At 50.4% G+C, this 25465-nt stretch carries 13 protein-coding genes; 4 read left to right on the top strand and 9 right to left on the bottom strand.

Annotated features, from left to right (window positions below; translation table 11 throughout):
- Positions 1 to 535: 535 nt before the first annotated feature.
- From HMPREF9441_RS09290 to purL, 4 genes are all read right to left on the bottom strand, one after another.
- Positions 536 to 1174, bottom strand: a complete 639-nt coding sequence (locus HMPREF9441_RS09290) for a MarC family protein (RefSeq protein WP_039865110.1) — start codon at positions 1172 to 1174, stop codon at positions 536 to 538.
- Positions 1175 to 1196: 22 nt separating this feature from the next.
- Positions 1197 to 1772, bottom strand: a complete 576-nt coding sequence (locus HMPREF9441_RS09285; RefSeq protein WP_008620459.1) for a chromate transporter — start codon at positions 1770 to 1772, stop codon at positions 1197 to 1199.
- A 7-nt stretch (positions 1773 to 1779) separates the two neighbouring features.
- A complete protein-coding gene (locus HMPREF9441_RS09280; protein ID WP_008620458.1) occupies positions 1780 to 2328 on the bottom strand; it encodes a chromate transporter in 549 nt (182 codons plus the stop codon).
- Between the two features lie 88 nt (positions 2329 to 2416).
- Positions 2417 to 6121: a phosphoribosylformylglycinamidine synthase gene (purL, locus tag HMPREF9441_RS09275; RefSeq protein WP_008620457.1), complete on the bottom strand. Its 3705-nt coding sequence runs from the start codon at positions 6119 to 6121 to the stop codon at positions 2417 to 2419.
- A 275-nt stretch (positions 6122 to 6396) separates the two neighbouring features.
- On the opposite strand from purL, the gene HMPREF9441_RS09270 reads away from it, so the two are divergent.
- Complete coding sequence (locus HMPREF9441_RS09270) at positions 6397 to 8190, top strand: hypothetical protein (protein ID WP_008620456.1); 1794 nt, start codon at positions 6397 to 6399, stop codon at positions 8188 to 8190.
- Positions 8191 to 8218: 28 nt separating this feature from the next.
- Entirely contained in the window at positions 8219 to 9664 is a 1446-nt protein-coding gene (locus HMPREF9441_RS09265; protein WP_008620455.1) for a DUF5723 family protein, read from the top strand.
- Between the two features lie 17 nt (positions 9665 to 9681).
- Here HMPREF9441_RS09265 and HMPREF9441_RS18365 read toward each other — a convergent pair whose 3' ends face one another.
- Entirely contained in the window at positions 9682 to 9828 is a 147-nt protein-coding gene (locus HMPREF9441_RS18365; RefSeq protein WP_157244571.1) for a hypothetical protein, read from the bottom strand.
- Positions 9829 to 10022: 194 nt separating this feature from the next.
- Between HMPREF9441_RS18365 and HMPREF9441_RS09260 the strand changes: the two genes are divergently transcribed.
- The gene (locus HMPREF9441_RS09260; RefSeq protein WP_172634934.1) at positions 10023 to 10508 is read left to right on the top strand and encodes a pyridoxamine 5'-phosphate oxidase family protein; all 486 of its coding nucleotides are present in this window, start codon (positions 10023 to 10025) and stop codon (positions 10506 to 10508) included.
- Positions 10509 to 10535: 27 nt separating this feature from the next.
- Here HMPREF9441_RS09260 and HMPREF9441_RS09255 read toward each other — a convergent pair whose 3' ends face one another.
- Together HMPREF9441_RS09255 and HMPREF9441_RS09250 are read right to left on the bottom strand one after the other, a co-directional pair.
- Positions 10536 to 13391, bottom strand: a complete 2856-nt coding sequence (locus HMPREF9441_RS09255) for a sugar-binding domain-containing protein (protein ID WP_008620452.1) — start codon at positions 13389 to 13391, stop codon at positions 10536 to 10538.
- A 128-nt stretch (positions 13392 to 13519) separates the two neighbouring features.
- Positions 13520 to 15934 carry a glycoside hydrolase family 2 TIM barrel-domain containing protein gene (locus HMPREF9441_RS09250; protein WP_009392485.1) on the bottom strand — a complete coding sequence of 805 codons (2415 nt, stop codon included), beginning with the start codon at positions 15932 to 15934 and terminating at the stop codon, positions 13520 to 13522.
- Between the two features lie 283 nt (positions 15935 to 16217).
- On the opposite strand from HMPREF9441_RS09250, the gene HMPREF9441_RS09240 reads away from it, so the two are divergent.
- Positions 16218 to 19118, top strand: a complete 2901-nt coding sequence (locus tag HMPREF9441_RS09240) for a family 43 glycosylhydrolase (RefSeq protein WP_008620449.1) — start codon at positions 16218 to 16220, stop codon at positions 19116 to 19118.
- 97 nt (positions 19119 to 19215) lie between these two features.
- Here the strand turns inward: HMPREF9441_RS09240 and HMPREF9441_RS09235 are convergent, their stop codons facing one another.
- Positions 19216 to 21333, bottom strand: a complete 2118-nt coding sequence (locus tag HMPREF9441_RS09235; protein WP_008620448.1) for a hypothetical protein — start codon at positions 21331 to 21333, stop codon at positions 19216 to 19218.
- 77 nt (positions 21334 to 21410) lie between these two features.
- Positions 21411 to 25448: a glycoside hydrolase family 98 domain-containing protein gene (locus HMPREF9441_RS09230; protein WP_008620447.1), complete on the bottom strand. Its 4038-nt coding sequence runs from the start codon at positions 25446 to 25448 to the stop codon at positions 21411 to 21413.
- Positions 25449 to 25465: the final 17 nt, after the last annotated feature.

Below are 25465 nucleotides of genomic sequence, written 5' to 3'. Positions count from 1 at the left end.
TCAGGAAGTGTTCTTCAAACGATTTTATAAGAACACTATCCGTGGCTTCTTGGGCCTCTGAACGGCAGAAACTGCCAAGAACATAAAAAATTAAAAGTACAATCTGTTTTCTTCGCATTAATAACCATATTTCCGCGTGCAAATTTAGTAAAAAATAGCTTTATATATAGTGTTTTTTTGAAATAAATTATGTATAAGTATATATTTCCAAAATAAGGGGAAATAAAGAAAACTGGTAGCCTTGTCTTGTACAATCCATATTGAGAATACTATCCAACCCTTTGCTGCAAACCTTGATTCTCGGGCAAACCAGTGGCTTTATCTCCCATGCCAATATAATTATTCCTCTTCTTGCGGTTACCATTATGCTACTTTTATATGTTTAACAGTCCCAATGCCAAAGTTCCCATCGTTAGCGTTCAAGATGTCTTTTCAATTTTTTAATGCACGTGTTTTGAGTCAGTTCGGCACGACACTCCTCAAAATCCTGTCGGAGAAGATTTACAGACAACCGGTGGTGAAGTTCAAACGCCCTCTAACTTCCATGCAGGATTTCCGTCAGGATGGGACGTGTCCCGCTGACAAAACATTCCACTGCTATCACCATCAGAATCAAACCCATCAGCCGCATCATGACGTTGTTGCCCGTCTCGCCGATAAATTTCACCAACTGGCCTGCCCATCGCAAAAGGCAAAACGTAACGACATACACCAATACGATAGCCACAATCAAGGCTGTTTTCATTTCAAACGAATGGGCTTCCTGCATCAGGACAATCGCATTGGCAATCGCACCCGGCCCGCATAGCAAAGGGATTCCCAAAGGAGCCACGGAAACATCGTTGGCATACTCTTTGATTTCTTCTTTCCTCAAATTCATCGGTGTGTACTTTGCCTGCAACATATCGAATCCGATACGGAATATGATAATACCGCCTACGATACGGAAACCATTGGTAGATATACCGAAAAACTTGAACAGGAACTGACCGGCCAGTACAAACAGTAACAAAGCGCAGCAAGCCACCAAAGTGGATCTTATGGCTACTGCACGACGCTCCTTTTCATCCAAAGACTGTGTCATGGTCAGGAATACGGGCATCGTACTCAAAGGACTCGTGATCGTGAAAAGCGAAGTGAAACACCACAAGGCAAAAGGAAATACCGTCTCCATCATACTTATATCCATTTAACGGTTAAAACAAAATCCATCCCGCCAGCCCGCAAAGGCAAATCAATTTTATGGGATTCATCTTATACACCAGGCTACCGATAAAGGCAAAGGAAAAAAGAAAAATACTGATATAGAACTGCCACGGATTGTCCGGTGTACCGAAGTTTTCCGGTGTGAGCAACAACAGGGCTGCTGCCGCCAACAATCCGACCACAGCCGGACGCAAACCCTGAAACACATGTTCCACCACAGGATGGTTCTTGAACTTCATCAGGAACTTGCTGATAAGCAACATCAGGACAAACGAGGGAAGCACTACGGCAAAAGTAGCCGTCACACTGCCCAATACCGCCCAACCATGTCCGTAACCGGCATTGACCACACTGGTATAGCCTACATACGTAGCCGAGTTGATACCAATCGGTCCCGGCGTCATCTGGCTGATAGCCACGATATCCGTAAACTGCCCGCTCGTCAACCAATGATAACGGTTGACCACTTCCCCCTGAATCAGGGAAATCATGGCATAGCCTCCCCCAAAACCGAACAGGCCAATTTTGAAGAAACTATAAAAAAGCTTTACATATAACCACCACATATCTTTATCATTTACTTTCAGACGGTTTGATATAACGCCCGTACAGGTAACCTCCCAAGCCGGCCATTATAATAATGTATATAGGAGAAACACCCAACAGCCAAATCAACAAGGCACTCACCACCGGTATCCACACATTGGTCATGCCTATTTTGGCACTCTTCCCCATTTTAAACGTAGGAGCGGCTATCAGTGCCACCACTGCCGGGCGAATACCCTTGAAAATACGCTGCACGGTCTCATTATCCCGAAACTGTTGGAAAAACAAGGCTATGCCGAGAATAATCAGGAAAGAGGGCAAGATCGTACCCAAAGCACAAACCACGCTACCGGGCACGCCCTTCAGCTTATAGCCGATAAAAATGCTCATATTGACCGCAAAAATCCCGGGACAACTTTGGGCTATGGCCATCAAGTCCAGAAAGTCTTCACGGGCCACCCACTTGTTTTTGTCCACCACATCCGCTTCAATCAAGGGTATCATGGCATACCCTCCGCCTATGGTAAACAAACCGATGCGGAAGAACGTACGGAAACTGTTCCAATAAATATTCATATTTCAACTCTTATACGGAATGTACAGACAGCACACGGGGCTGTGCCCTTGCATAGACACAGCCCCCTTGCATGCTATCCGGACATGATTATTTTTTATGAGCCTCCACCCACTTACGGGCATTGACAAAAGCTTCCATCCAAGGCGTGATCTCATCCGTACGGCGGTCTGCCGGATACCAGGCGTTCTGCCACGGGAAGATGGCACGCTCCAAGTGGGGCATCATGGCCAAATGACGCCCGTCGGCACTGCATATACCGGCCACACTATAGTCCGACCCGTTCGGATTTCCGGGGTATTCGTCGTAGGTGTACTTCGCTATCACGTTATATTTATCCTCCGGATAAGGCAAGGAGAACTTGCCTTCGCCATGAGCCACCCAGATGCCCAATTTGTTCCCGCTCAACGAACCGAACATCACACTCCGGTTCATCGGGATGGTCAGTCCTACGAACTCCGATTCAAATTTATGAGAGTCATTGTGCAACATGTGCGCCTTCTTCGTAAATTCCGGATTAATCAAATCCAGTTCCACCATCAACTGGCAACCGTTGCAAATACCCAAAGACAGCGTGTCTTCACGGGCATAGAAATTGTCGAGTGCCGCCTTGGCCTTCGGATTATACAAGAAAGCACCGGCCCAGCCTTTGGCAGAACCCAACACATCCGAATTGGAGAACCCGCCGCAGAAGACAATCATATTGATATCTTCCAACGTCTCCCGTCCGCTTATCAGGTCGGTCATCATGACATCCTTCACGTCGAATCCCGCCAAATAAAGCGAATAAGCCATTTCGCGCTCACCGTTCGTTCCCTTTTCACGGATAATGGCGGCCTTGATGCCCGATGGGGTACGACGGTCGGGGTTCAACCCGTACTGCGACAACTTACCCGTGAAATCCTTATTAAACACCATTTCGAGCGGCTGCATCTTATAATTCTCAAAACGTGCCTTGGCGCGTCCGTTCATACTCTGCTTCCGGTCGAGCAAGTAGGAAGTGCTATACCATACGTCACGCAGATAATCTATGCCGAACTGGTACTCCGCACCGTCCTTTGTCACTTGGATGAGGCGTTCGTCCGTAGGATGTCCCAACTTGAGATAGCCCACACCGGCATCGTCCATGATTTTCTTGAACTCCGCCTTATGTTTGTCGGCAATTTGCACCACCACACCCGGATTCTCAGCCAAGAGAATCTTCACGATGTCATGGCGGCCGAATTTGTCCAAAGAGATTTCCATACCGCCTTCCATATTCGCGAAGCACATTTCGAGCAAAGTGGTAATCAAACCTCCGGCCGAAATGTCATGACCGGCCAAAACCAAACCTTTGTTTACCAACGTCTGCACGGCATCGAAAGCATCACGGAAATATTCAGGATTCTTGCAGGTCGGCACGTCCGAACCCACCTTATTTAAAGATTGGGCAAAAGCCGAACCACCCAAACGCAAGTCATCGAAACTGAAATCAATATGATAGAACGTGCTCTTTTCCTTATTGACCATCACCGGCGAAACCACCTTTTTCACGTCGCTTACCTCACCACCGGCACTCACGATGACCGTACCCGGAGAGATGATTTTCTCGCCGCCGGGATACTGTTGGCTCATGGACAAGGAATCTTTTCCGGTAGGCACGTTGATTTCCAAAGCACAACAGAAATCGGACAAAGCCTGTACACCTTGGTACAAACGGGCATCTTCGCCTTCCTGAGAGCGGCACGGCCACATCCAGTTGGCAGAGAGAGACACGCAGTCCAACCCTTCGGCCAGCGGTGCCCATACGATATTGGTCAACGATTCGGCCACCGAAAGCACAGAACCTGCGGCAGGGTCGGCCAAACCGGCTTGGGGGGCATGCCCGATAGCGGTAGCGATACCGGCCTTGCCACGGTAATCCAAAGCCACGACACCGCAGTCGCTCAACGGCAACTGGATTTCACCTTGACACTGCTGACGTGCCACTTTGCCCGTCACGGAACGGTCCACTTTGTTGGTCAGCCAATCCTTACAAGCCACGGCCTCCAAACGCAGTACACGAGCCACGTATTCATTCAACTTGGCTTCATCATACGTCACGTCCTCATACTTACGCTCCACCGTATTGTCGCGCATGTACGTCTTAGGACTGTGGCCGAACATCTGCGCCACATCCAAATCGAACGGACGCACGCCATCGGCCTGTTGGAAAGCAAAGTGCGCGTCGCCGGTCGTTTCACCGACCACGTACATCGGCGCACGCTCGCGTTCGGCTATCTTACGCACGTGTTCGATATGTTCTTCCTGAATCAGCAATCCCATGCGTTCCTGCGATTCGTTGGCTATGATTTCTTTAGAAGACAAAGTCTTGTCGCCAATCGGCAATTTGGACATATCTATCAATCCACCGCACTCTTCCACCAACTCGGAAAGACAGTTCACATGTCCGGCCGAACCGTGGTCATGAATGGAAACCACCGGATTCACGTCCTCTTCGCACAATGCACGCACCAAATTGTTGGCACGCTTCTGCATCTCGGGATTCGCACGCTGCACGGCATTCAGTTCGATGCCGGAAGAATAACGTCCCGTATCCACCGACGAAACCGAACCGCCGCCCAAACCGATACGGTAGTTATCGCCGCCTACCACTACGACCTTGTTGCCTTTCTGCGGCGTGCCTTTCAGGCAGTCGCGCTTCGTACCGTATCCCACGCCTCCGGCCAGCATGATCACCTTGTCATAACCGTAACGTTCACCATTCTCCTGATGCTCGAAAGTCAGTACGGAGCCTGTAATCAACGGCTGCCCGAACTTATTTCCGAAATCGGATGCCCCGTTCGACGCCTTGATCAGAATCTGTTCCGGAGTCTGGTACAACCACTGGCGCACCGGCAAGATGTCCTCCCAATCACGATCCTCATCCGTACGCGGATAAGAGGTCATGTAGACCGCCGTACCGGCTATCGGCCATGAGCCGACACCTCCGCCCATACGGTCGCGTATCTCACCGCCCGTTCCCGTGGAAGCCCCGTTGAAAGGTTCCACCGTGGTCGGAAAGTTGTGCGTCTCCGCCTTAATGGAAATCACCGACTCGATATCTTTGATTACAAAATAGTCGGACGTGGAATGGTCTTTCGGTGCAAACTGTTCCACCACCGGCCCTTGTGCAAAAGCCACATTGTCCTTGTAAGCCGAAATGATTTTATGCGGATTCTCCTGTGTCGTTTTCTTAATCATCTGAAACAAAGAAGACTCCATTTCCTTCCCGTCGATAATGAACGTGCCGCCAAAAATCTTATGACGACAATGCTCGGAGTTGATTTGCGCAAAACCGAACACCTCCGAATCCGTCAGCTTACGCCCCAATTGGCCTTCCACCTGATGCAGGTATTCGATTTCCTCGGGCGAGAGTGCCAACCCTTCCTGTTCGTTATATTCTTCCAGATTCTCTATATACACAATGGGTGCCGGTTGGATATCAACCGTAAAAATATTCTGGTCCAAACCTTTGTACATACGTTGCAGCATCGGGTCGTGCTCGGCATGTTCGTCGTTCACGGGGAAATACTCTTCTATACGAGAAATACCGCTGAGGCTCATGTTTTGAGTAATCTCAACGGCATTCGTACTCCACGGAGTAATCATCTCACGACGCGGACCTACGAAACAACCTTTCAGTCCGTCTTCGGTTTCCACCGTGGCACCACCGTAGAGCCAACATAATTTTTCGATTTCCTCCGCATTGAGACGATGGTCCGCCTCTGTAGCGATGACGCTCCCGCCGGGAGTTCTAAAGAATGAAATAGACATAATTACTATTTGTAACAGATTAGAATAAATACTTTGGTTGCAAAGTTAAGCAAAAAAGCCCGATTGCACGTCCTGACACCTCAGAAAAGTAATCAGGAGAAGAGAAAAATAAAGAAACTCCCGTGAAAAATAGTTTTTCCTCTAAAATATTTCAAGAAATATAGCTTTATTATGTTTATTTTAAATATCTTTGTCGCCGGTTAAGCTAAACATTTAGTCAAGAAGACACATTAGTATTATTTAGATTCAGAAATAACTTCAAAACATTATTAATTATGAACAAACGAAGACTCATCAAGGCGTCATTATGGACAACCGCCTTATCTCCGTTCTTCTTCGCATCCTGCGTGGATGACAGTTATGACCTCACCAAGGACATTGACATGACCATCACCGTGGGCGGAGACCTCAGCATTCCGGGCAGCGGAACGGAAGAATTCACGTTGGAAGAAATTATGGATTTGGAAGACAACAGCGTAGTAAAAACCGATGCACAAGGTAATTACGCTCTGAACAAAGCCGATACCACAGAAACCAATGTGGAAATAGACCCCGTACACATCAACGCCCCGGCAAGCAATCCGACGACGACAACACTATACTTCAACACGCCGGCAGCCACAAGTGAAGAAGTGGAAGCAGCAGTAAACGATGTGACCACGGACTTCATTTTCTCGAAAGACGACGTAACCACGGATATCGTGTCGCTCACATCCGCAGATGTGGATTTTACGGCCAATCTGACGCTCAGCTTCAGCCAGACAAGCCAAAACGTAGATGTCATTACCTTGAAAAAGGGATTCAATATAGAAATGACCTTGGAAGGCCAGTCCCAACCCAACGGATTGGTTTTCGAATTAGGAGACCCGGAAAACTATGGCATCAAGGCCGGAAAGGCACAGACCATCGAATTCAAGAACGACCAAGAGATACGCAAAGGAGAAACGCTAAAAATACCCGTACACTTCAAGCGTATACAGAATTTCCCTGAAGGCCAAGGAATATATCAACCGGGACATTTCAAATTGCAAACGAATGTCATAGCCAACGGTACGGCTACGACCCCGGGTGTTCCGGCCGGAAATATTCAAGTGAACTTGATTACCGACACGGAAGTGCCCGACATCACGTTGCAGAGCGTAACGGGAATCGTAGACCCGAAGATTGATATCAATGTAGACCCGATTACCGTGGAAGGTATACCTGATTTCTTGAAAGACGACGTGAATCTGGATTTGGAAAACCCGTACATCAAGTTGAAACTCGAAAACGGAAGTCCGGCCGATGTAAACTTAAAAGCACGAATGACATGGACCAAAGACGGAGTGTTCAATGAAGGTTTCCAAATCGGTACCAATATCAATGAAAATACAGACCAGACTATCACTCTCTCCGGAAATGCCACTTCGGAATACTATCTCTCACGCATTGCAATGAATAACCTTCCCGCAGGTGCCAAGAATATCGTATTGGGTGACAATTTGTACAACCTGATACGTAACATTCCGGACGAAATCAAACTTACCGACGTAGAAGCCAAGGCTCTCCAACACGATACGGAAGTGATACTCGGCAACGACGGTGCTAATTATGAAGTAAACACCATTTACGAACTGAATGCCCCGTTGCAATTCGGAAACGAACTGAACATCGTATATAAAGATACCATCAACGATTGGGGTGGTGACCTTGAAGACATCACCATCAAAAAAGCCATAGTAGAAATGGATGCCTTGAACGGTATTCCACTCAACTTCGAGCTTAACGCACAAGCCATAGACCGGAACGGCAACGTATATCCCAACGTAACGGTTAATCCGGTCAAGAACACGATTGCCCCGGGTCTGAAACTGACAGGCGAAAACGGCGGAACGGCTACCGAAAGTCCTATTCAATTGGAAATCGTATGCGAAAGCGGAGACATGAAAGACCTCGACGGACTGATTGTCAACTTCACGGCCAACATGGAAGGTGTCAACCAAAATGCCACGCTGAACAAAGGCATGACACTGAAACTCTCCAATATCCGTATCCGCATCAAAGACGGAGTAACGGTAGACTTGAACTAATATCTCATTTTTACAACGGAATAAAATTATGAAAAGAAGAAATAAAATCGCAGCAGCCCTGCTCTTTGCAGCTTCCATTCCCGCTGTTTCAACGTGGGCGCAGAACAGTTTGCGTTCGGCCTATTTCCTTGAGGGATACACCTACCGCCATCAGATGAACCCGGCATTCGCCAGTGAACGTAACTACGTAGGTATGCCTGTACTCGGCAATTTCAATATCGGCCTACAGTCCAACATCGGTGTGTCCAACTTCCTGTACAAACTGCCTAACGGTGACCTCACGACATTCCTGAACGGAAGCGTCAGCAGCAGCGAGTTCCTGGACGGCTTGAAAAACCGTAACCGTCTGAACCTCGACGTAGATATGAACATCATTTCTTTCGGGTTCCACAAGTGGGGCGGTTTCAATACGTTCGACCTCTCCATAAAAAGCGGTACACGCGCAAACTTGCCTAAGGACCTGTTCGAGTTTGCCAAAGTGGGTATGCAAGGCGGACATTCGGAATACAATCTGGAAGACATGGGCATGTACTCCAACAGCTATGCGGAAATAGCCTTAGGGCATTCACGCAAGATTATGGACAAGTTGACGGTCGGTGCCAAAGTAAAATTCCTATTGGGTATCTACAATGCCGACTTCCATATCAACGACATGAAACTTGTCATGTCCGACGACAAATGGCTTGTGTCCGGCGATGGCGAGTTTTCCACAGCCGGTATCGTAGACATACCGACCAAACTCAAAACCAAAGACGTCACGGACGATTACGGTAACATACATCAGGAAACGGAAGAAGAACTCGATTTCGACAACATCGGAACCGGCAATGCCATCGGAGGCTTCGGCATGGCTTTCGACTTCGGTGCGACTTACCAGTTACGCGAGGATTTGGAGCTTTCCATGGCTGTGCTCGATTTAGGATGGATAAGCTACAAGAATGCCGTACAATCGGCTATGGCTATGGAGCCGTGGGAATTCGATGGTTTCCATGACATTCCGTTCGATTCGGACAAAGCCGCTCCGGGCATGTCCATCGAAGACCAGATAGATAACCTGACGGACGACCTGGAAGACTTATTTCAAATGAAAGTACAGGGTAAGGACAAGCACACCAAGGCTTTGGGAGCTACACTGAACATCGGTGCGCTCTATACTTTCCCGTTCTATGACAAACTGAAATTCGGCTTTTTGGAATCCACCCGTATCAACGGTCAGTATTCTTGGTCGGAAGGCCGTTTCTCGGCCAACGTAGCTCCGGTGAAGTGCTTCGATGCCTCCATCAGCTACGCCATTTCATCTTTCGGCTCGTCTTTCGGATGGATAGCCAACTACCACGGAAAAGGATTCAGCCTCTTCTTGGGCAGCAACCACCAGTTCTTCAAGGTAACTCCGCAATTCATTCCGGTGAATAATGCAAATATGAACATCAGTATCGGTATCAACTTCCCGTTCGGAGATATCAAGTCCTTGTAACTTCCGATAAAAATCCTTTATAAAAGCCTGTTCGTGCCTTTCGTTACCGGCACGGACAGGCTTTCTTCTTTTCTCCGCACCTTCAAGCTCCAAGTTCCGGACAACAGACCCTCAAAAAAATCTGCGCCAATTGAAAAATCATTCTCAGCCAAACGATTTTTCATTCTCAGCCAAACGATTTTCAGTTCTGCGGCATCCTCCGAAACGACATCCCCACACGGCTACTTACGCTTGCAAAAACGGAAAGAAAAGCGGACTTTTTCCATGGAAAGGAAGACTGAAAATGAAAAATGACCTTCCCTCTAAAATAAAACGGGGCAAACCAACGTTTATCCGTATAAAAGCCAATAAAAAGAAAATGAAATACAACAACGACAACGTAAGGCGGCAGGACCGCCTTTTGGAGGAAGACCGTGCATACGCCCTGCTCTGCGAAGGCGAATACGGCGTACTATCCATGACAACACCCACGGGAGGCGCCTACGGCATCCCGCTCAATTTCGTTTGGGACGGGCAAGAAAACATCTATATCCACTGCGCCCCACGAGGCCGCAAGCTCGACTGCATCGCCCTCTATCCGGAGGTGTCTTTCTGTGTGATTGGGAATACCCATGTCGTACCCGAACAATTCTCCACAAACTATTCCTCCATCGTTTTGACATGCCGGGCACGGACAGGTCTTTCGCCGGAAGAACGGATGCACGCCCTCCGGTTGCTGATGGAGAAATACACACCGGAACATCTGGCCGCCGGGGAAAAATATGCGGAAAAGTCATTCCACCGTACGGAAATCATCCGGCTACAGACAGAGGAGTTCAGCGGAAAATGCAAACGGATGCGATAAAGGGGAAGGACGTGCCTTCCCCTTTTCCTATTCAAAAGATATATTTCTCAGCTCTTCCCGCTTTGTTTCCTCAGGCCGTATCCGGAGCAACCGGACCAATTCACCGCTGCTTACAGCGGTCTTCGGATTGAAATCACCGGATGCCATATAATCCAACATGCTGCGATACAACTGACGCACTTCAGGCTTGTCATCCACCGCCTCAAGATCCGACATACACACCAACAATTTCCCTTTCCCTACCGCCAGTTCGAATATCAGCCCCAACTTATGGTTCCGCTCGATATTGTCGATAACCTGTACGATGGGACGGTAGCCCTTCGGAAAATGGTCCAGAACCAAGGGATAACTCTGCTTCACAATAGGAAACCATTGCCAATTCGTATGAAAATCCGTAGGAAAGGAACGGAATAACGGATGGCCGGGGTCGGTCAGCAGCCCCATCGTCCCTGGAGAGACCGGTTTCCGGTTGTTGCGGCTGATGGTCTCGAACATCCTGTAATTCCAATAGTCGGTCTGGAACAACCCGCCTACCGTTTGGGAGGCATAGCGGTCCCGTTCGGGAAACCATAATACCTTCCTGCCGTTTTCCAATGCTGAAAGCACGTGACCGTCCAACCGTTTGGCCACCGTGATGCCCGGATGGCTTTCTTCCGCGCTCCGGTTCTCGGGATAGAACCAAAGCGGATAAGTATTTTTATAGTCCGTACCTTCTATGGCCAGTTCCAGATTCAACCTCCTCGCCTTGCCGGTCACAGGAATCGGCAGCCGGATATCTCCGACCTCCAACAATCCCCGTCCGGAAGAAACTATGGGGCACACGCCCTTCCCGGCAACGTGCCCTTGTTCGTCCCTCAACGTCCATGCCAGTTCGGTTCCCTGCAAAGAACGTGCGGCATAATGGGCTACCTTCACCCGGGCTGTCAACGTCTCCCCCTCCGTCCAACAGAATTTTTCCGTCAGCAACAAGGGAACCACTTCATTGCAGAATCCCCTCCAACGCTCAGGTGAAATCAGTCCCTTACTGTCCATAAAAGCATCCAAGATACCGACATAAGCCGAACCCTGCCCCGGATAATCCTGCAAATCCAACAACTGGAAGCCGGCCAGTCCCTCCGTGCGTAAATCCATTTCGATGTCGGCCTTGTAAAGTTCGGCTGCCCACCGCCCGGAAGCGAGAAAGAAATCTTCCGCCTGTTCCGACATCCCGACACGGGCCAGCCTGTCCCTGAAGACCTCCATATTATAAGGGTACAAGACACCCGTGTACTTGGCTATCTCGCGATAATCGGGATACACCTGAAACTGTCCCGTCTCATGGCTCACCACCGGAACGTCCGCCCGCGCCACGGCTCCGGAAAAGTCCATCACCGTATTGGGATAGGTATGGTTGAGATACCCTCCGTCGTACGCATCGGCAAATGAGAACGAGCCACGGACATGCGTGTCGAGGCTCTGCGGCTTTTCACCTCCGATACGGCACGTCACCAAATAGTCCTCACCCGGAAGCTGCCCTTTGAAACCCAAGTAATTATTGGAACCGTAAGCATACAAATGCCGGCGGTCTGCCTGCCGGAAAGTATTGACCAGAGATTGCATGACTTCAAAATCTCCGGACAGCTCATTGCCCAACGCAAACATGACGAAAGAAGCATGATGGCCGTATTCCTGCTGAATGCGCAAACCCTCTTCGCGCAGATACGAAATCAAACGGGTGTTGTCCTTCCCCATCCATCCCCAGAACGGCAGTTCGACCTGCAAATATATTCCTTCGATGTCGGCGGCTTCAAAGCAGGCTTCGGGCGGACACCAGGAATGGAAACGATAGTGGTTGATGCCGTAAGATTTGGCCACCCGGAAATAATGCCGCCACATCTCCACATCCATGGCCGTATGTCCTGTCAAAGGAAACACACAGGCGTCATGCTTTCCGCGCAGGAAAGTGGTCATACCGTTAATCGCGAAATGCTTTCCCTCCGCACGGAAGTCCCGCAAACCGAAATCGACGGACAGCCGGTCATACCCGGGCAGTTCGACCTCCAACCGGTAAAGCGCAGGGTCGTACTCGCTCCACAACAAAGCTTCTTCGCCCAACGGGAAATCGAAGTCGTATTCCGCCTGCCCCTTCTTCAAACCGAACTTAAGCGGACGGACGCGATGTTCTTTCTTCGTATTCCATGTCGTAGCGCGCACTTCCAACTGCATACGGTTCCGAATGTCTTCGGGTGAGGCCAGCCTCACTTTCAGCCGGACCGACTTTCTCTCCGCATCCGGATAAACCTGCACACCGGCCAAATGCAACGGTTCTTTCACTTCCAGGAAAATGTCGCCGATGATGCCGTTCCAATTCGTTTGTGTGGATTCCGTATAGGCATGGGAAGACCCGAGCAACTCCGGCGGCACGGACTCGCCATTGTCCACCCTGACGGCTATTTCATGCCGGCCGGGCGTGAGAAAACGGCTGAGGTCGTACACTTGGCACACGGAAATGCCGTCCCGGCTTCCGGCTTCCTTGCCGTCCACCCACACGCGAGTGGGCTTCGTACGTTCCAAAGTCAGTGTCACGACTTTATTTTTCCAACTTTCCGGTATGTCCACCACTTTCTTATACCAAGCCTTGCCCACATAAGCGTGCAACCGTGTGAGATAAGTGGTTTCGTCCGTCCTTGCAGGCCGGAATCCTTTCCGGTTCGTGTCTGTCGTTCCCGGAAGCATCACCTCCTCGGCAAACGGTGCTGTGACAAAACCGCTTTCTTCCCCGTTTCCCCTGACATCCAACTTGAATGCCCATTTGCCTTGCAAGTCCATCCGTTGGCGTTGGGGAAACATCACGCACGAAAAAAGCACGACCCACACCCATGCACATATCCTTTTCTTTATCATGTCTTTTTAATGGTTTAGGTTAATCGTAAGACAAAGGTAAGAAAATCCAGACCGTCCCAACGAAAGGACGACCAAAAAAATGAAACCATTTCTTTTGACCGTCCTGTCATGTCCTCACCCTGCGCTTTTTACCGGAAACTCGGAATGTCGGGCACGTAATCCTTAGGCAAGGCTTCCGAAGTCAGTTCTACCCACACGGGTTCATCCCATCCTTCCACGTCGAAGCGTAAACGGATAGTCCCGGCCTTCCGGGTAGACTGCACAATGGCCATGGCACGCCCGAAATACGTCTTGTCTTCATGGGAAGTGAAAGGAGTCTTGCGCCGCAAGTCACTGCTGATGAATCCCACCAAGCGCCCCTCGCCCTCGATGGAGGCTTTCACATGGCGGTCGGCATGCTGCACGAGTGTTCCGTCTTTGTCCAACAACTCCACCTGTACATAACTCAAATCTTGCCCGTCGGCCATCAATTTTCCACGGTCGGCCGTGGCTTTCAGTCTCACGGCATCGCCTGCCGTACGTATTTCATGCACAGCCACCGTATCCGTCCCGTTGATACCCTTAGCCACGAGCGTCCCGCGCCGATAAGGCAGACACCACGTTATCGTATGGTTCGGGTAATCCGCCGTCCGGCGTACGCCCATCTCGTTGCCGTTGTGGAACAGAGCCACACGCTCGCAGTTAGTCGTGGTGTTTACTTCGATGACCAAACCCTCGTAAGCGCGGGGGAAATTCCATATCGCCGCCATGTTCGGCCATTGCCAAAGGTCGCGCCCGTGGTCGATGTCGAGCGCATTGTCGCGCACGGCGATACGCACTATCGGTTCGTCGTTCCACATCGCCCGATGGAAAGCCGCGCGCGGCTTTTCCACCATGCAAATGTCGAAAAGTCCCGCAGGCCAACCGTGGCTCGGCCAACCGGCTTCACCGATGTAGTCCGTACCGGTCCAAAGAAAACCGCCCGCGATAAAATCGTTTTCGGCAATGATGTTCCACGGATTGTTCGTGTCGTAACTACGGATATTCCCTTCCGCCCCGCAGTAATAAGGCAATTCCTCCGTCACCAAGAAGCGACGCTCGGGAAATTTCTTATGGTCGGAAAGCATACGTGCCTCCAGATAATTGTAACCCACGACGTCGGTCACTCCGGAAAACTTCTCGTTATGGCGGTTCTGTGCCGCGAGGCAAACCTGCCGCGACGGTTCGAACTCGTGCACGAAGTCCTGCAACATAGCCGCCCGTCGGCATCCCGTATCCGACCCGTCCCACGCTTCCTGCAATTCATTGCCGATGCTCCATAATACGACACAGGGATGGTTGCGGTCGCGCACCAGCATGTTCTTCAGGTCCTCCTGCCACCACGCATCGAAATACTGCGCATAATAGCCGGACTTCCACTTGTCGAACGCCTCGTCGATAACGACAAACCCCATGCGATCGCAAAGGTCGAGAAACTCCGGCGACGGCTGGTTGTGGCTGCACCGGATGGCATTCACTCCGTACTCCTTACAAATCTCCAATTTGCGTTCCATGGAACGCAAAGGCAGAGCCGTACCTAAAGAGGCATCGTCTTGGTGCAAACAGAAACCTTTCAACTTCAAGGGCTTCCCGTTGAGCAGAAAACCGCGGTCGGAAGTGAACTCGCACGTACGCACGCCGAATACCGTTTCGTAAGTATCGACCAGTTTGCGCCCATCATATACCGTGGTATGCAAAGTATAAAGATAAGGATGTTCCGTGTCCCACAACTGCGGACGGGGGATTTCGAGCGTATGCTCTGTGTCAGCCGTCTGCCCGGCAGCCACTTGCAAGGCTTGCTTGCCGGATTGCACGACTGTGCGCCCCTCTCCGTCCGTAATCTGTTGGCGGACGGACAAAGTCTTGATACGCTTCGACTCGTTCGCCACCGACGTGCGGACACGAACCTCCGCCCGTTCCGCCGTCACCACCGGAGTCGTGACGTAAGTCCCGTAGGAGGCCACATGCACCTCGGCTGTTTTCACCAACCAAGCATGGCGGTAAATCCCCGCACCGGTGTACCAACGTGCCACGCTGTCGTGTTCCAACGGATTGTTTACCCGGACAGCCAACACGTTTTCGGCTCCATAATTTAAATGAGGTGTGAGATCGTGCTCCTGATAACAGAAACCGTAGGGGCGGAATCCCAAATGCTGCCCGTTCACATACACGTCGCTGCGGCTGTATATGCCGTCGAACAACACGGCGATACGCCTTCCTTTGTCCTTTTTGTCCACCCGGAACGTCTTCCGGTACCAACCGATACCACCGGGCAAATGCCCGTTGCTTCCGCTCAACTTCGGATCGAAATTCTGCGAAATGCTCCAGTCGTGCGGCAATTGTACGTCCTGCCATCCGGCTTCCGACACTTGCATGCCGGCATTTGCCCGGTCGTCGGCATTCAGGATGAACTTCCAATCGAAATCAAAATTCTCTTTTTCCCTCACGCGGTCGCGAGCTGCGGCCATGAATGGCCAAACCACCGCTAACGCCAGTATCCACCGGCTCCACATGTTCTTCTTCATCATACGTTTTCAAGTTTTTCATGATTCTCGCAGCAAAGTTAGGAAAATCCCAAGCAAGGGGCTTTATCGCATGTTACCAATATTTGCCCTGAAAAAGCTTTTTAAAGGTCCATGTTACATGCGCATAAATATATGTTACACTAAAGAAAAGGATGCTACTTGCGCGAAAGTATTCGCTAACGGAGCGAAAATGCGACAGGCTGAAAATCTGTAACTTTGCTTATCGTCATGAAAAAAGGATGAGCCATGGGCTTTATCCTGCAAACTTTAAAACAAAAAACACATGAAAAGAATGATTACCCTCTTGTATGCAACGGCCCTCACGGGATGCATACCGCTCTGCGCACAGCGCACGGCCAGCGTAAGCCTCGACCCCGAAACAAGGTTCCAAAAGATAGACGGATTCGGAGGCTGCGGAATGAACGGACAATGGGCTGACGTCTATACCCAAGAACAAGTGGACTTGTTGTGGGGACCGGACGGAATGGGCTATAACATCATGCGTATCCGTATCAACCCCGACGAAAGTAACTGGAAGAGTTACGTGAACGCTGTCAAATGGGCCAAGGCACACGGTGCCACAGTCTTCGCCAGCCCGTGGACACCACCCTACCGCTTCAAAGTGGGAGCCGAACAAACGTGGGGCGAGTCCTCCAACCACGGACATATCAATACAGACAGTATCGAATCATACGCCAAATGGTTGGAACGTTACCGCCAGTTCATGGAAGACCAAGGGGCGGCCATAGACATTCTGTCCGTCCAAAACGAAAGTGACTATGACCCGGAAGGATACGAAGGCTGCCTCTACACCGTCGACGAAATGACTCGCATGGTGACAGCCTTACGCCAACACCTATCACCGGAATGCAAGGTCATGGCACCGGAATGCTTCGGATGGGACAGCCATAAATACAACCGGGAATTAGTAAAATCGGCTGCCATGCGCAACAGCATCGACATTTGGGGCAACCATATCTACGGCGTAAACGACATGACCTACGTGGACTACGTGCGCAGCCTGACGAAGCGCCCCATGTGGATGACTGAATATATATTCGATGAAGACAAGGTGGGTACGTGGGAAAGTGCCTGCGAGTTCCAGGAACAAATAGACAGTTGCATGCGGGCCGGCTTCAGTGCCTACGTTTACTACAATATGATAAACCACATGTTCGGCGACGGGAAAGGAGGTGGCAACGCTTCGGAATTAAGTACTTTCGCCTACGTGCTGGGGCATTATGCCCGATATGCAACCGGAATGACACGCATCAAATCCTCATTCTCCGACAAAGGAAAAACTCCGGTCAACGGTTCGGCATACGTCAGTGAGAACGGCGACACCCTCAGTCTGTTCGTCCTCAACCGTTCTTCCGAACCTGTAAAGTTGAAAGCAAACCTCCCGTTTGAAAGCCGGCAGGTACACGCCGCCCTGACGAACGCCACGCGCAACCGCTTCGTGCAAGACGTTAGTACGCAATATGCGGGAACGGCCTCACCGGAAATCGACCTACTCGGAAACGCATTCTATACCCTGCAATTTATCCGGACGGAAGCAGAGACACCCGAACCGAGTGAACCCACCGTCATGGAAGCCTACAAAAAAACAACCGAAGTGAACCCGCTCAATCCGTACCGTTTCTGTGCCGACCCGACATCCGTCGAATATGAAGGGCGCCTCTATGTGTACGGAACGAACGACCAGCAGGAATTCAACGCAACAGGAGGCCTGACCTCCAACACTTACGGAAAGATCCGTTCCTTGGTCGTGATGTCTACGGAGGATTTGGTCAACTGGACTTACCACGGCACCATAGATATGACGGCCGTCTGCGGACAATGGCTGAACGCTTCGTGGGCCCCTTCTATCGTCTCCCGTGAAGAAGCCGACGGGAAAACCCATTTCTATCTATATTTCTCCAATAGCGGAGGAGGCGTAGGCGTCATTACCTCTACTTCTCCTCTGGGGCCATGGACCGACCCGCTCGGCAAAAACCTCATTTCCGGCAGTACACCCGGACTCGGCCTTTGCAGTACACCTTTCGACCCGGGTGTCGTCATCGACAACGACGGTACGGGGTGGTTGGCCTTCGGCGGCGGAAACCCGAACGCGGAAGGAACAGAACTCATGCCGGGCAATGCCCGTATCGTACGCCTCGGTAAGGATATGATTTCGCTCGACAGTGATATCATGCCGATTCCTGCGCCTTATCATTTCGAAGCCAACGAACTGAACGTAATGGGCGGAAAACTGGTCTATTCCTATTGCACCAGTTGGCGTGAACGTACGAACTGGCCTTCATACGGCGGTATCTCTGAAGCTCCTTCGGCATGCAGTATATGTTACATGGTCAGTGATACGCCGCTCGACCCCGACAGTTGGACATATAAAGGCGAATATTTAGCCAACCCCGGCACGTTCGGATACCCGTACGGCAACAATCATTCGCATCTTCAAAAATTCGGTAATGCTTATTACCTTCTTTACCACACGCAAGGGTTGGAACAACAAATGGCCATCAACGGGGGTTATCGCAGCATAGCCATGAATAAATGTACCGTAGTGGAACGTTCGCAACGCATCAATGCCGTTACGGCTTCTCCGACCGGCGTATTGCAACTCACGGCCAAACGTGTAGACCCGTTCGTCCTCCAACAAGCGGAAAACTTGTGCACGGCAGCCGGAGTGAATGCCGAAAGCTACGGGGAAACAGGCAATACCCGTATCTGTATCCCGCAATCGGGAGGTTGGACCATGGTAAAAGGCGTAGTATTCGGTACGGACGGCATCGAAAAGTTCACGGCAAACCTGCAAGGGGAAGGCACGTTGGAAATCTGCCTGGACGACATAGAAGCCGAACCCGTGGCCTCCCTCGACTTCTCCACACCGGAAGCCGCAGAAGTATCCATCGACTGTCCCACATCGATTACCGGTTCACATGACGTGTATTTCCTTTTCACGGAAACACGAGGCGAGGTGAAATTTGACACGTGGCAGTTTGACGGGAAAGGTCCCGATGCCATCACGAATACCGAAATGGAAGACAGCACTCCCCTGCGCTACGAATATTACCTCCCCAACGGGATGCGCCTTACAGAACGGCCTGCCACAGGCATGTATATCCGTAAGGCATATTACAGCGACGGAAGCGTGAAAACCGACAAAAAGTTCTCCGAGCAATAAAAAAAGAAATACGAATATAAAAATAACGGGTGCGCCGCTAACGCACCCGTTATTTTTGCACTTAAGAAACCGGAAACGGTATCCGGAAACGAACAGCTTATTTATTCCCCATTACCACAAAAGAACGGGAGAACACCACGTTATAGGTCTTAACCATCCCCTGATAGTCGAACGTTACCACGGCAGTCTCAGCATCCGGGCGTGCTTGCTTGACTTCTACTTTCACGTCTTTATTATCGGAAGATGCCGACACCTTGGGCAAGTGAGAAATCTCGGAAGGAAGCACATATACGACCTCATACGTCTTATAATCGGTTATACCGTTGGCATTGGTAGAACGTACCGGAGTTTTCGGCAATTCAATAGCTTTCCCATCCACCGATATGCTGACGGAAGGCACGACGGGACGGGCTATCTTCTTCCCGACCGAACTGAATCCCAAACCGGTCAGGTCGAAAAGCTCCTCTCCGGCACCGCCCTCGGCCACCAAATAAATAGCATGCTTCCGGCTCAATCCGTCCACATGAGCCGACACATCCACCGTAAACTGTGTGACAGCTTGTGCCGAACCGGCAGGCACTTGGATTTCTCCAATCTTCTTGCCTTTCCACGTAGCGTTGTCCCAAGGCCCGTCCATCCACACGTTCACCTTGAAAGCCTTGGATGTTTTCGGGGTCAGGAAAAGATTGAAAGCGGTCTGATTGCCTTTTTTCGTACCTTCGAAAGCTTTCAGACCTAATTGGTCCTTTTTCAAACCTCCGAAACCAAAATATTTATATCCGATGATATTCCCGTTTTTCACACCGGTAATCGGGGCATGGTTGTCCCAAATGTCCCAAGCATCTTGCTGAAGCCGTATGTCCGACAGGTAGCAGGCGATACCGGCGGAATAGTATTGGTAAGGGTCAAGCCCGAAGATGTGGAAACCTTCCGACGTGACTTCCGCCCCTTTGTATTCGTTGCCCTTTTTGTCCTTGGCCGTCCATACGTGGTTCTTGGCATAGGGATCGTAAGCCCGGATGGAGAGCTTGCCCCCTTTAGCTACCGGCTTTTCATCCCATTCCACCTGAATCGGGGCAACCATGGCCTGACGCGCAAAACCGAACCCGCGCGGCGGACGGTGATAGAACACGTACCACTGTCCGTTGATTTGTTCGATACTCCCGTGGGTATTATGTCCGGCGTTGGAAGTCTGTAAGCCTGAACCGTCCTGATTCAAAACCGGAGCACGCGAATCGACCAGTACTCCGCCGCTTTTCCAAGGCCCTAACGGCGTATCACCGTAGGCATAACGTAAAGTGGAATTGGAGTTTCCCAATCCATAATCCGGACCTGAATAACCGCTGTAAATCGTCACATACTTGTTCCCTACCTTGCGGATGGAAGAAGCCTCGAAGAAGTTGAACGCTTTGGGATCCTGTCCTTCAAAGAGGCACGGATACTCAGTGCCTTCCGGATCACGAATGCCTCCCTGCGGTGTCCCGGCCGGCATGAAATACGGTATCAGTTCCGTGCCCGGACGGACGGAATACATCGTATTAGGATCGAGTTGAGCCGCAGACGAACGCTGGAAGCCCCAGTAACCGTACGCCCTGAAACCAATATCGTAGTCAGGGTCGTTCTTGTCGGTAATCTGCTCCACATAAATCGAGGGATCGAAACCCAAGACGCTGCCCGGCAGGGTCTTCGTGCCATCGGCATTCAGATTCACGGGCGTAAAAGGTCCGTCGGGACGACTTCCCTTGGCGACCATTGCTTCACGGTTCCTTCCCCGGCTATGCGGATACAAATAATATTCTTTCGTCCCGTCCCGGCGACGTACTTCCACCAAATCGGGCGCATACATCACGTCCCACTGCCCTTCGATGGGATAAGTGAAGATGGGGCCTTCGTCGCGCCAACTCGACAAATCTTCTACGGGTGCCGACCACATCCGGATATCCGCACCGCAATAGCTCGTCATCCGCAAATCGTGGGAGCCGATGATGTAAGCGCGGTATTTTCCGGGGTTGTCCGGATCTTCAAACACACGGGGTTCACCGTCCGGCAAGTGTTCCCACAGCGGAAGATAAGGGTTTCCGGCACCATGGAACACGTACTCCGCCTGTTGCGGCTGCTCCGCCGCCGTCAATCCGCACGTGACGGAAGAGAAAGCCGCTGCAAACAGGCAGGTAGCCACTCCCCCACTTTTAAAAATCATCTTCATTTTTTCCATTTCTTCTATTTTGTTTTTTCGTTTAAGGGAAAGAGCAGGACGATATCCAAACTCGTCCCTTCCCTTTCCCTTTGGATTTATTTTTTCAGTATTTTCTCTACTTTCACCGTGCCGTCTGTCAAGTGGCTGCGACGGATGATGACACCTTTCGACACGTCGCCCGGACGGATTCTGCGTCCGGCCACGTCATAATACTCTTCGTAATCCACGCCAACCGCGCTTTCTTCTGCCGACATAATACCCGTAACGACTCCCTCGTCGTATGTGATGCCCTCAAAAGCGATGTCGTCGATGAGGAAATTATTGGTCGAAGCAGCCAATCCCCATACGAACTGGGTCGCCCCTTGGCGGAAGTCTCCACCCTCATCGGTTGTCACCGTGCCGACATTCCAGTTTTCCCCGTCGGTGGAATATTCTATTTTCAGCGTCACTTTGGTTGTACCGGACACCGATGCACGATACCAAATGCTTTTACCTACCGAAGCGGAAAGTGCTACACTGGAACTGTTGAACATATTGAGGCTACGCGATGCCGTGGATTTATAGATGCGGAATTGGGTAGTCGCCCCATCATTATACACATTCAAATAATAACCGGCCATCATACCCTGAGTATAACCCGAAGAGTTACTTCCCACCGTCAACGTATCCCCACGCATAAGAACTCCATTCTTATAACTTCCGGCCGAAGTAACTACTTGGCGCCATGTTACACTGTAATCCGTACTTTTACGCGTAAATTTATCCAAGTTCAATACACCGGTCGAATTGATGCCCGGAGCGCCGTAAATCCGCAACATCTGACTTTTACGAACATCGGCGTCGGTATAATCCGCAACTCCTGCCGTACATAGATTGCCTGTCCCGCGAGTCACACCGGAAGCCGGAGGATTGGTCGGACCGTTCGTTACCGCATCCTCTTCAAAATCATAGTAAGTGGTATAAGTAGCCGGATTCACAGTTCCTTTCAGATTCACTTTGCGTGTATCCAGATATCGGGTTGCCACGGAAACCACACCTTCATAGTCCCCGATTTTCATTTCCGGTTTGAGACGCACATAAATGCGTACCGTTCCGTCTTCCAACGTAGCACGGTCTATCGCCAAAGTCTGAGTATAACCGTCAAGAGAATCCACTGAAATTTCAAAAGCCTCTCCTTCCAACTCTACCTGTACGTCGTCCAACAAGTCATCTCCACCGATGTCGAAACTTCCCACTACCCGGTTCGTACCTCCGTTCGTCTGACTGATTTCTTCCAAATCGGTTTGCGAAACTGTCATACCACTTCGATACAATGTAATGTCATCCACAGTCATGACTGCGTCCCAGCAGAGACGGGTGTCACCGACAGTAAAGGTAGCATCCTCCAACACCAACAAATTTTCCCAAACCACGCCGTCTGTAGAACCATCCAAGTACAACTTATCTCCTTGTAAAGTAGCGCGAAGCCAATCCATCCCTTCCGCACGGTCACCTTCGCCCAAAGTATTCACGATGGCTAACCCACCGTCTTCTTTCGTTTCAGTCGTACTTACGCTGACCTTCAGTCCGTCCGTCTTGAACAAATAGCCGCCACGCATCAATATGCCCGCATCTCCATCTATTTGTTTCCAAGACACGCTGTAATCCGTAGCGTCACGAGGGAACATATCTAATATAGCCTGTCCCATTCCCGCCAGACCGGCAGTATACGCATGCAAAGCATGATTTTTCGTTCCGTCGCTTTCTATAGCAACGACACCGGCTTCTCCATCTTTCACTGTCAACATGGTAGCCGCCGGATCGGTAGCCGTTGTCGCAGCTTCATCATCTTCAAAGTTATATACCTGAGCGTCGGTACGATCTATTTTGATACAATCTACGAACACGGGAGAAGCCGTTGTCGCAAATTTCAGAATAACGGCATTTTCTCCTTCTTCCAGTTCTACATCTTTAGCCACTTCCGTCCAAACTTCTCCCGTCTTACGGAAAGTAAGCGGATAACGGCGACCGTTAACCAACAACTGCATTGTTACCCCAGAGGTCGGAGCTTGATAACGTACCGTCATCGTGTAAGTCCCTTTACGCAGAACCGTCACTGTATCGCGTATAGCCGCCGACTTATTGGTTCCAAACTCTACAAATCCCTGTCCTTGATAGCCACGGTGACCATTGTAGTAAGCATTTCCACGACACGCAGCAATGTCTTTGTAGTCGAAATTTTCGGCTTCATATTGCAATGTTCCGGTATATACGGACGGAGCTTCGGGCACTTCTATCCGAGCCGGTGTCCACTCCGTCAAACGTTCCGTAGCATTCCCGCTACACTTAATGCCCAATTCCACCGGTCCATTGTGACTGACTGTGAGGGTCAACACCCCGTCTTTCCACTCTTGCTTCACCTCGCTTTCACGATGGTCGGCCCGGTCCTTCCACGTAATTACCGGTTGTGTAGAAGCACCGTAAATACGAATCGTATCGGTCGCATTATCATCCTCGATGAAGACCTCATTGCTTACCTTCGAATTCCGGTAATTAGTCATATAAAGCATGACGCTGTCGGTAAACTCTTTCATTACCGCCATAGCGTATGGAGAGAAGTCCAATGAAATGCTTTCCGCCGTATTATATAAAAAAGGAATATTACCTTTCGCTCTCTGAGTGGAGATATGACGTGAACGTACGCCATTCACCGTTTTATCCTGGTACTGATAAGGATTATACGTCATCCACGTGTTTTCCGCATGAGCCGCATAAATGTCACCGGTATATTCCTCTGGGAAAAGTCGGTTCAGTTCGTTCACCTTGTCCTCCACTTTAGGCCAACGTTGGTCATATTCCGACACGTTTACTACCTGAAGCCGCTGCGCCTCCTCGTCCAAAAGGTCATACACCTGAGGAATAGTGGGATAACGGCCGGAACTCTTCAGCCACCATTTGTTTTCCAACCACGAATTGCCATAAGTAGCACCGTCTCGGTCGCATTCCGGACGGTAAAGCCCGTCGAACAACGTGGCCGGGGTGAGATAGTCATCGAACGTACCGGTGCTTTTATCGTTCCGGATACATATTTTCGTCCGGTCTATCACCTCACGACGCGTCAGTATCCGTACCGTTCCATCCAGTATTTTACGGAATTCGTCAATGTTAATGTTAACGAAATGAGGATACCATCCCCAACGACGCCGGGTATAGCCGTCGGCTGTTGTCGTAGTGGAAATTTCACGGGACACTTCTACCGGAATGGTTTCCGGACCGTCGATAACGGTTTGTCCCGTCAACATGACATGTTCCATGATAGGCATCGCTCCGGAAGCTTTTACGAACGGTTCGCGTTCCTGATCGTCTTCAGTAGCCGGGTTACCATCGTCCGTACTCCATCCGCAAGCATCGAAACGAATACCGTATTGTCCGGCATACCCGCCGAGCCATGCCCCGAGGCAATTACTCTCGATGTCGAAAAAACCATTCTGCATCGTGTACTTCTCACAACAGATGAAGTGTTCTGGATGCTCCGTCAATAGTCGGTTTACCTCGGGATTCCGCTTCATGTAAGCTATAGGCATCATGTCGGCCGAATAATACGCCTGGGTGAAGCTTACCACAAGATATCCGCCATAGCGGTGGCATATCTTCAAAATGTCACCGAACAACGAAAGGCGTTCCAAAAAGGATGGCGTTCCCTCCTCTCCGAATCCCCAGAACTGTTCTGCAAAGTTCCAACCGATGAAATTGGGATATTTACGGAAATAATCCTCATACACCGAAAGGTCATGGTCGGAAAAACGGCTGTGTCCCCCACTGGCACACTGTACCATAGACCACACGCGCTTTTGTGCACAAGCCTTCAACCACGAATCACATACGGCAAACCCGTCATGACATGTAGCATCCGTCGCCGACAGCGACAAACTGAACACCACATACGGACGAATATCCTCGGGAACCATCTCAATGATACGCTCCGGATCCGGCGTATTCCAAGTATCGATATGCACAATCCATAAAGGACGCTCCGGCGATATGGGACGTCTTAATGGGACATCGGCCAATACCTCCATACTTACCACGAACATTACCACAAACGCCATAGCCGAAAGCCATGCCCGTTTGCACTTCAAGAACATTTTTCTCATATACAAATCTATTTAAA

The sequence above is a fragment of the Paraprevotella clara YIT 11840 genome (assembly GCF_000233955.1).
In the GTDB taxonomy this organism is placed as follows: domain Bacteria; phylum Bacteroidota; class Bacteroidia; order Bacteroidales; family Bacteroidaceae; genus Paraprevotella; species Paraprevotella clara.
This window is presented reverse-complemented; position numbering and strand designations above follow the sequence as displayed.

Coding starts and splice junctions, on each gene's coding strand:
- HMPREF9441_RS09290 (WP_039865110.1), bottom strand. CDS start 1,174: ATGGAGACGGTATTTCCTTTTGCCTTGTGGTGTTTCACTTCGCTTTTC.
- HMPREF9441_RS09285 (WP_008620459.1), bottom strand. CDS start 1,772: ATGTGGTGGTTATATGTAAAGCTTTTTTATAGTTTCTTCAAAATTGGC.
- HMPREF9441_RS09280 (WP_008620458.1), bottom strand. CDS start 2,328: ATGAATATTTATTGGAACAGTTTCCGTACGTTCTTCCGCATCGGTTTG.
- purL (WP_008620457.1), bottom strand. CDS start 6,121: ATGTCTATTTCATTCTTTAGAACTCCCGGCGGGAGCGTCATCGCTACA.
- HMPREF9441_RS09270 (WP_008620456.1), top strand. CDS start 6,397: ATGAACAAACGAAGACTCATCAAGGCGTCATTATGGACAACCGCCTTA.
- HMPREF9441_RS09265 (WP_008620455.1), top strand. CDS start 8,219: ATGAAAAGAAGAAATAAAATCGCAGCAGCCCTGCTCTTTGCAGCTTCC.
- HMPREF9441_RS18365 (WP_157244571.1), bottom strand. CDS start 9,828: ATGAAAAATCGTTTGGCTGAGAATGATTTTTCAATTGGCGCAGATTTT.
- HMPREF9441_RS09260 (WP_172634934.1), top strand. CDS start 10,023: ATGAAATACAACAACGACAACGTAAGGCGGCAGGACCGCCTTTTGGAG.
- HMPREF9441_RS09255 (WP_008620452.1), bottom strand. CDS start 13,391: ATGATAAAGAAAAGGATATGTGCATGGGTGTGGGTCGTGCTTTTTTCG.
- HMPREF9441_RS09250 (WP_009392485.1), bottom strand. CDS start 15,934: ATGAAGAAGAACATGTGGAGCCGGTGGATACTGGCGTTAGCGGTGGTT.
- HMPREF9441_RS09240 (WP_008620449.1), top strand. CDS start 16,218: ATGAAAAGAATGATTACCCTCTTGTATGCAACGGCCCTCACGGGATGC.
- HMPREF9441_RS09235 (WP_008620448.1), bottom strand. CDS start 21,333: ATGGAAAAAATGAAGATGATTTTTAAAAGTGGGGGAGTGGCTACCTGC.
- HMPREF9441_RS09230 (WP_008620447.1), bottom strand. CDS start 25,448: ATGAGAAAAATGTTCTTGAAGTGCAAACGGGCATGGCTTTCGGCTATG.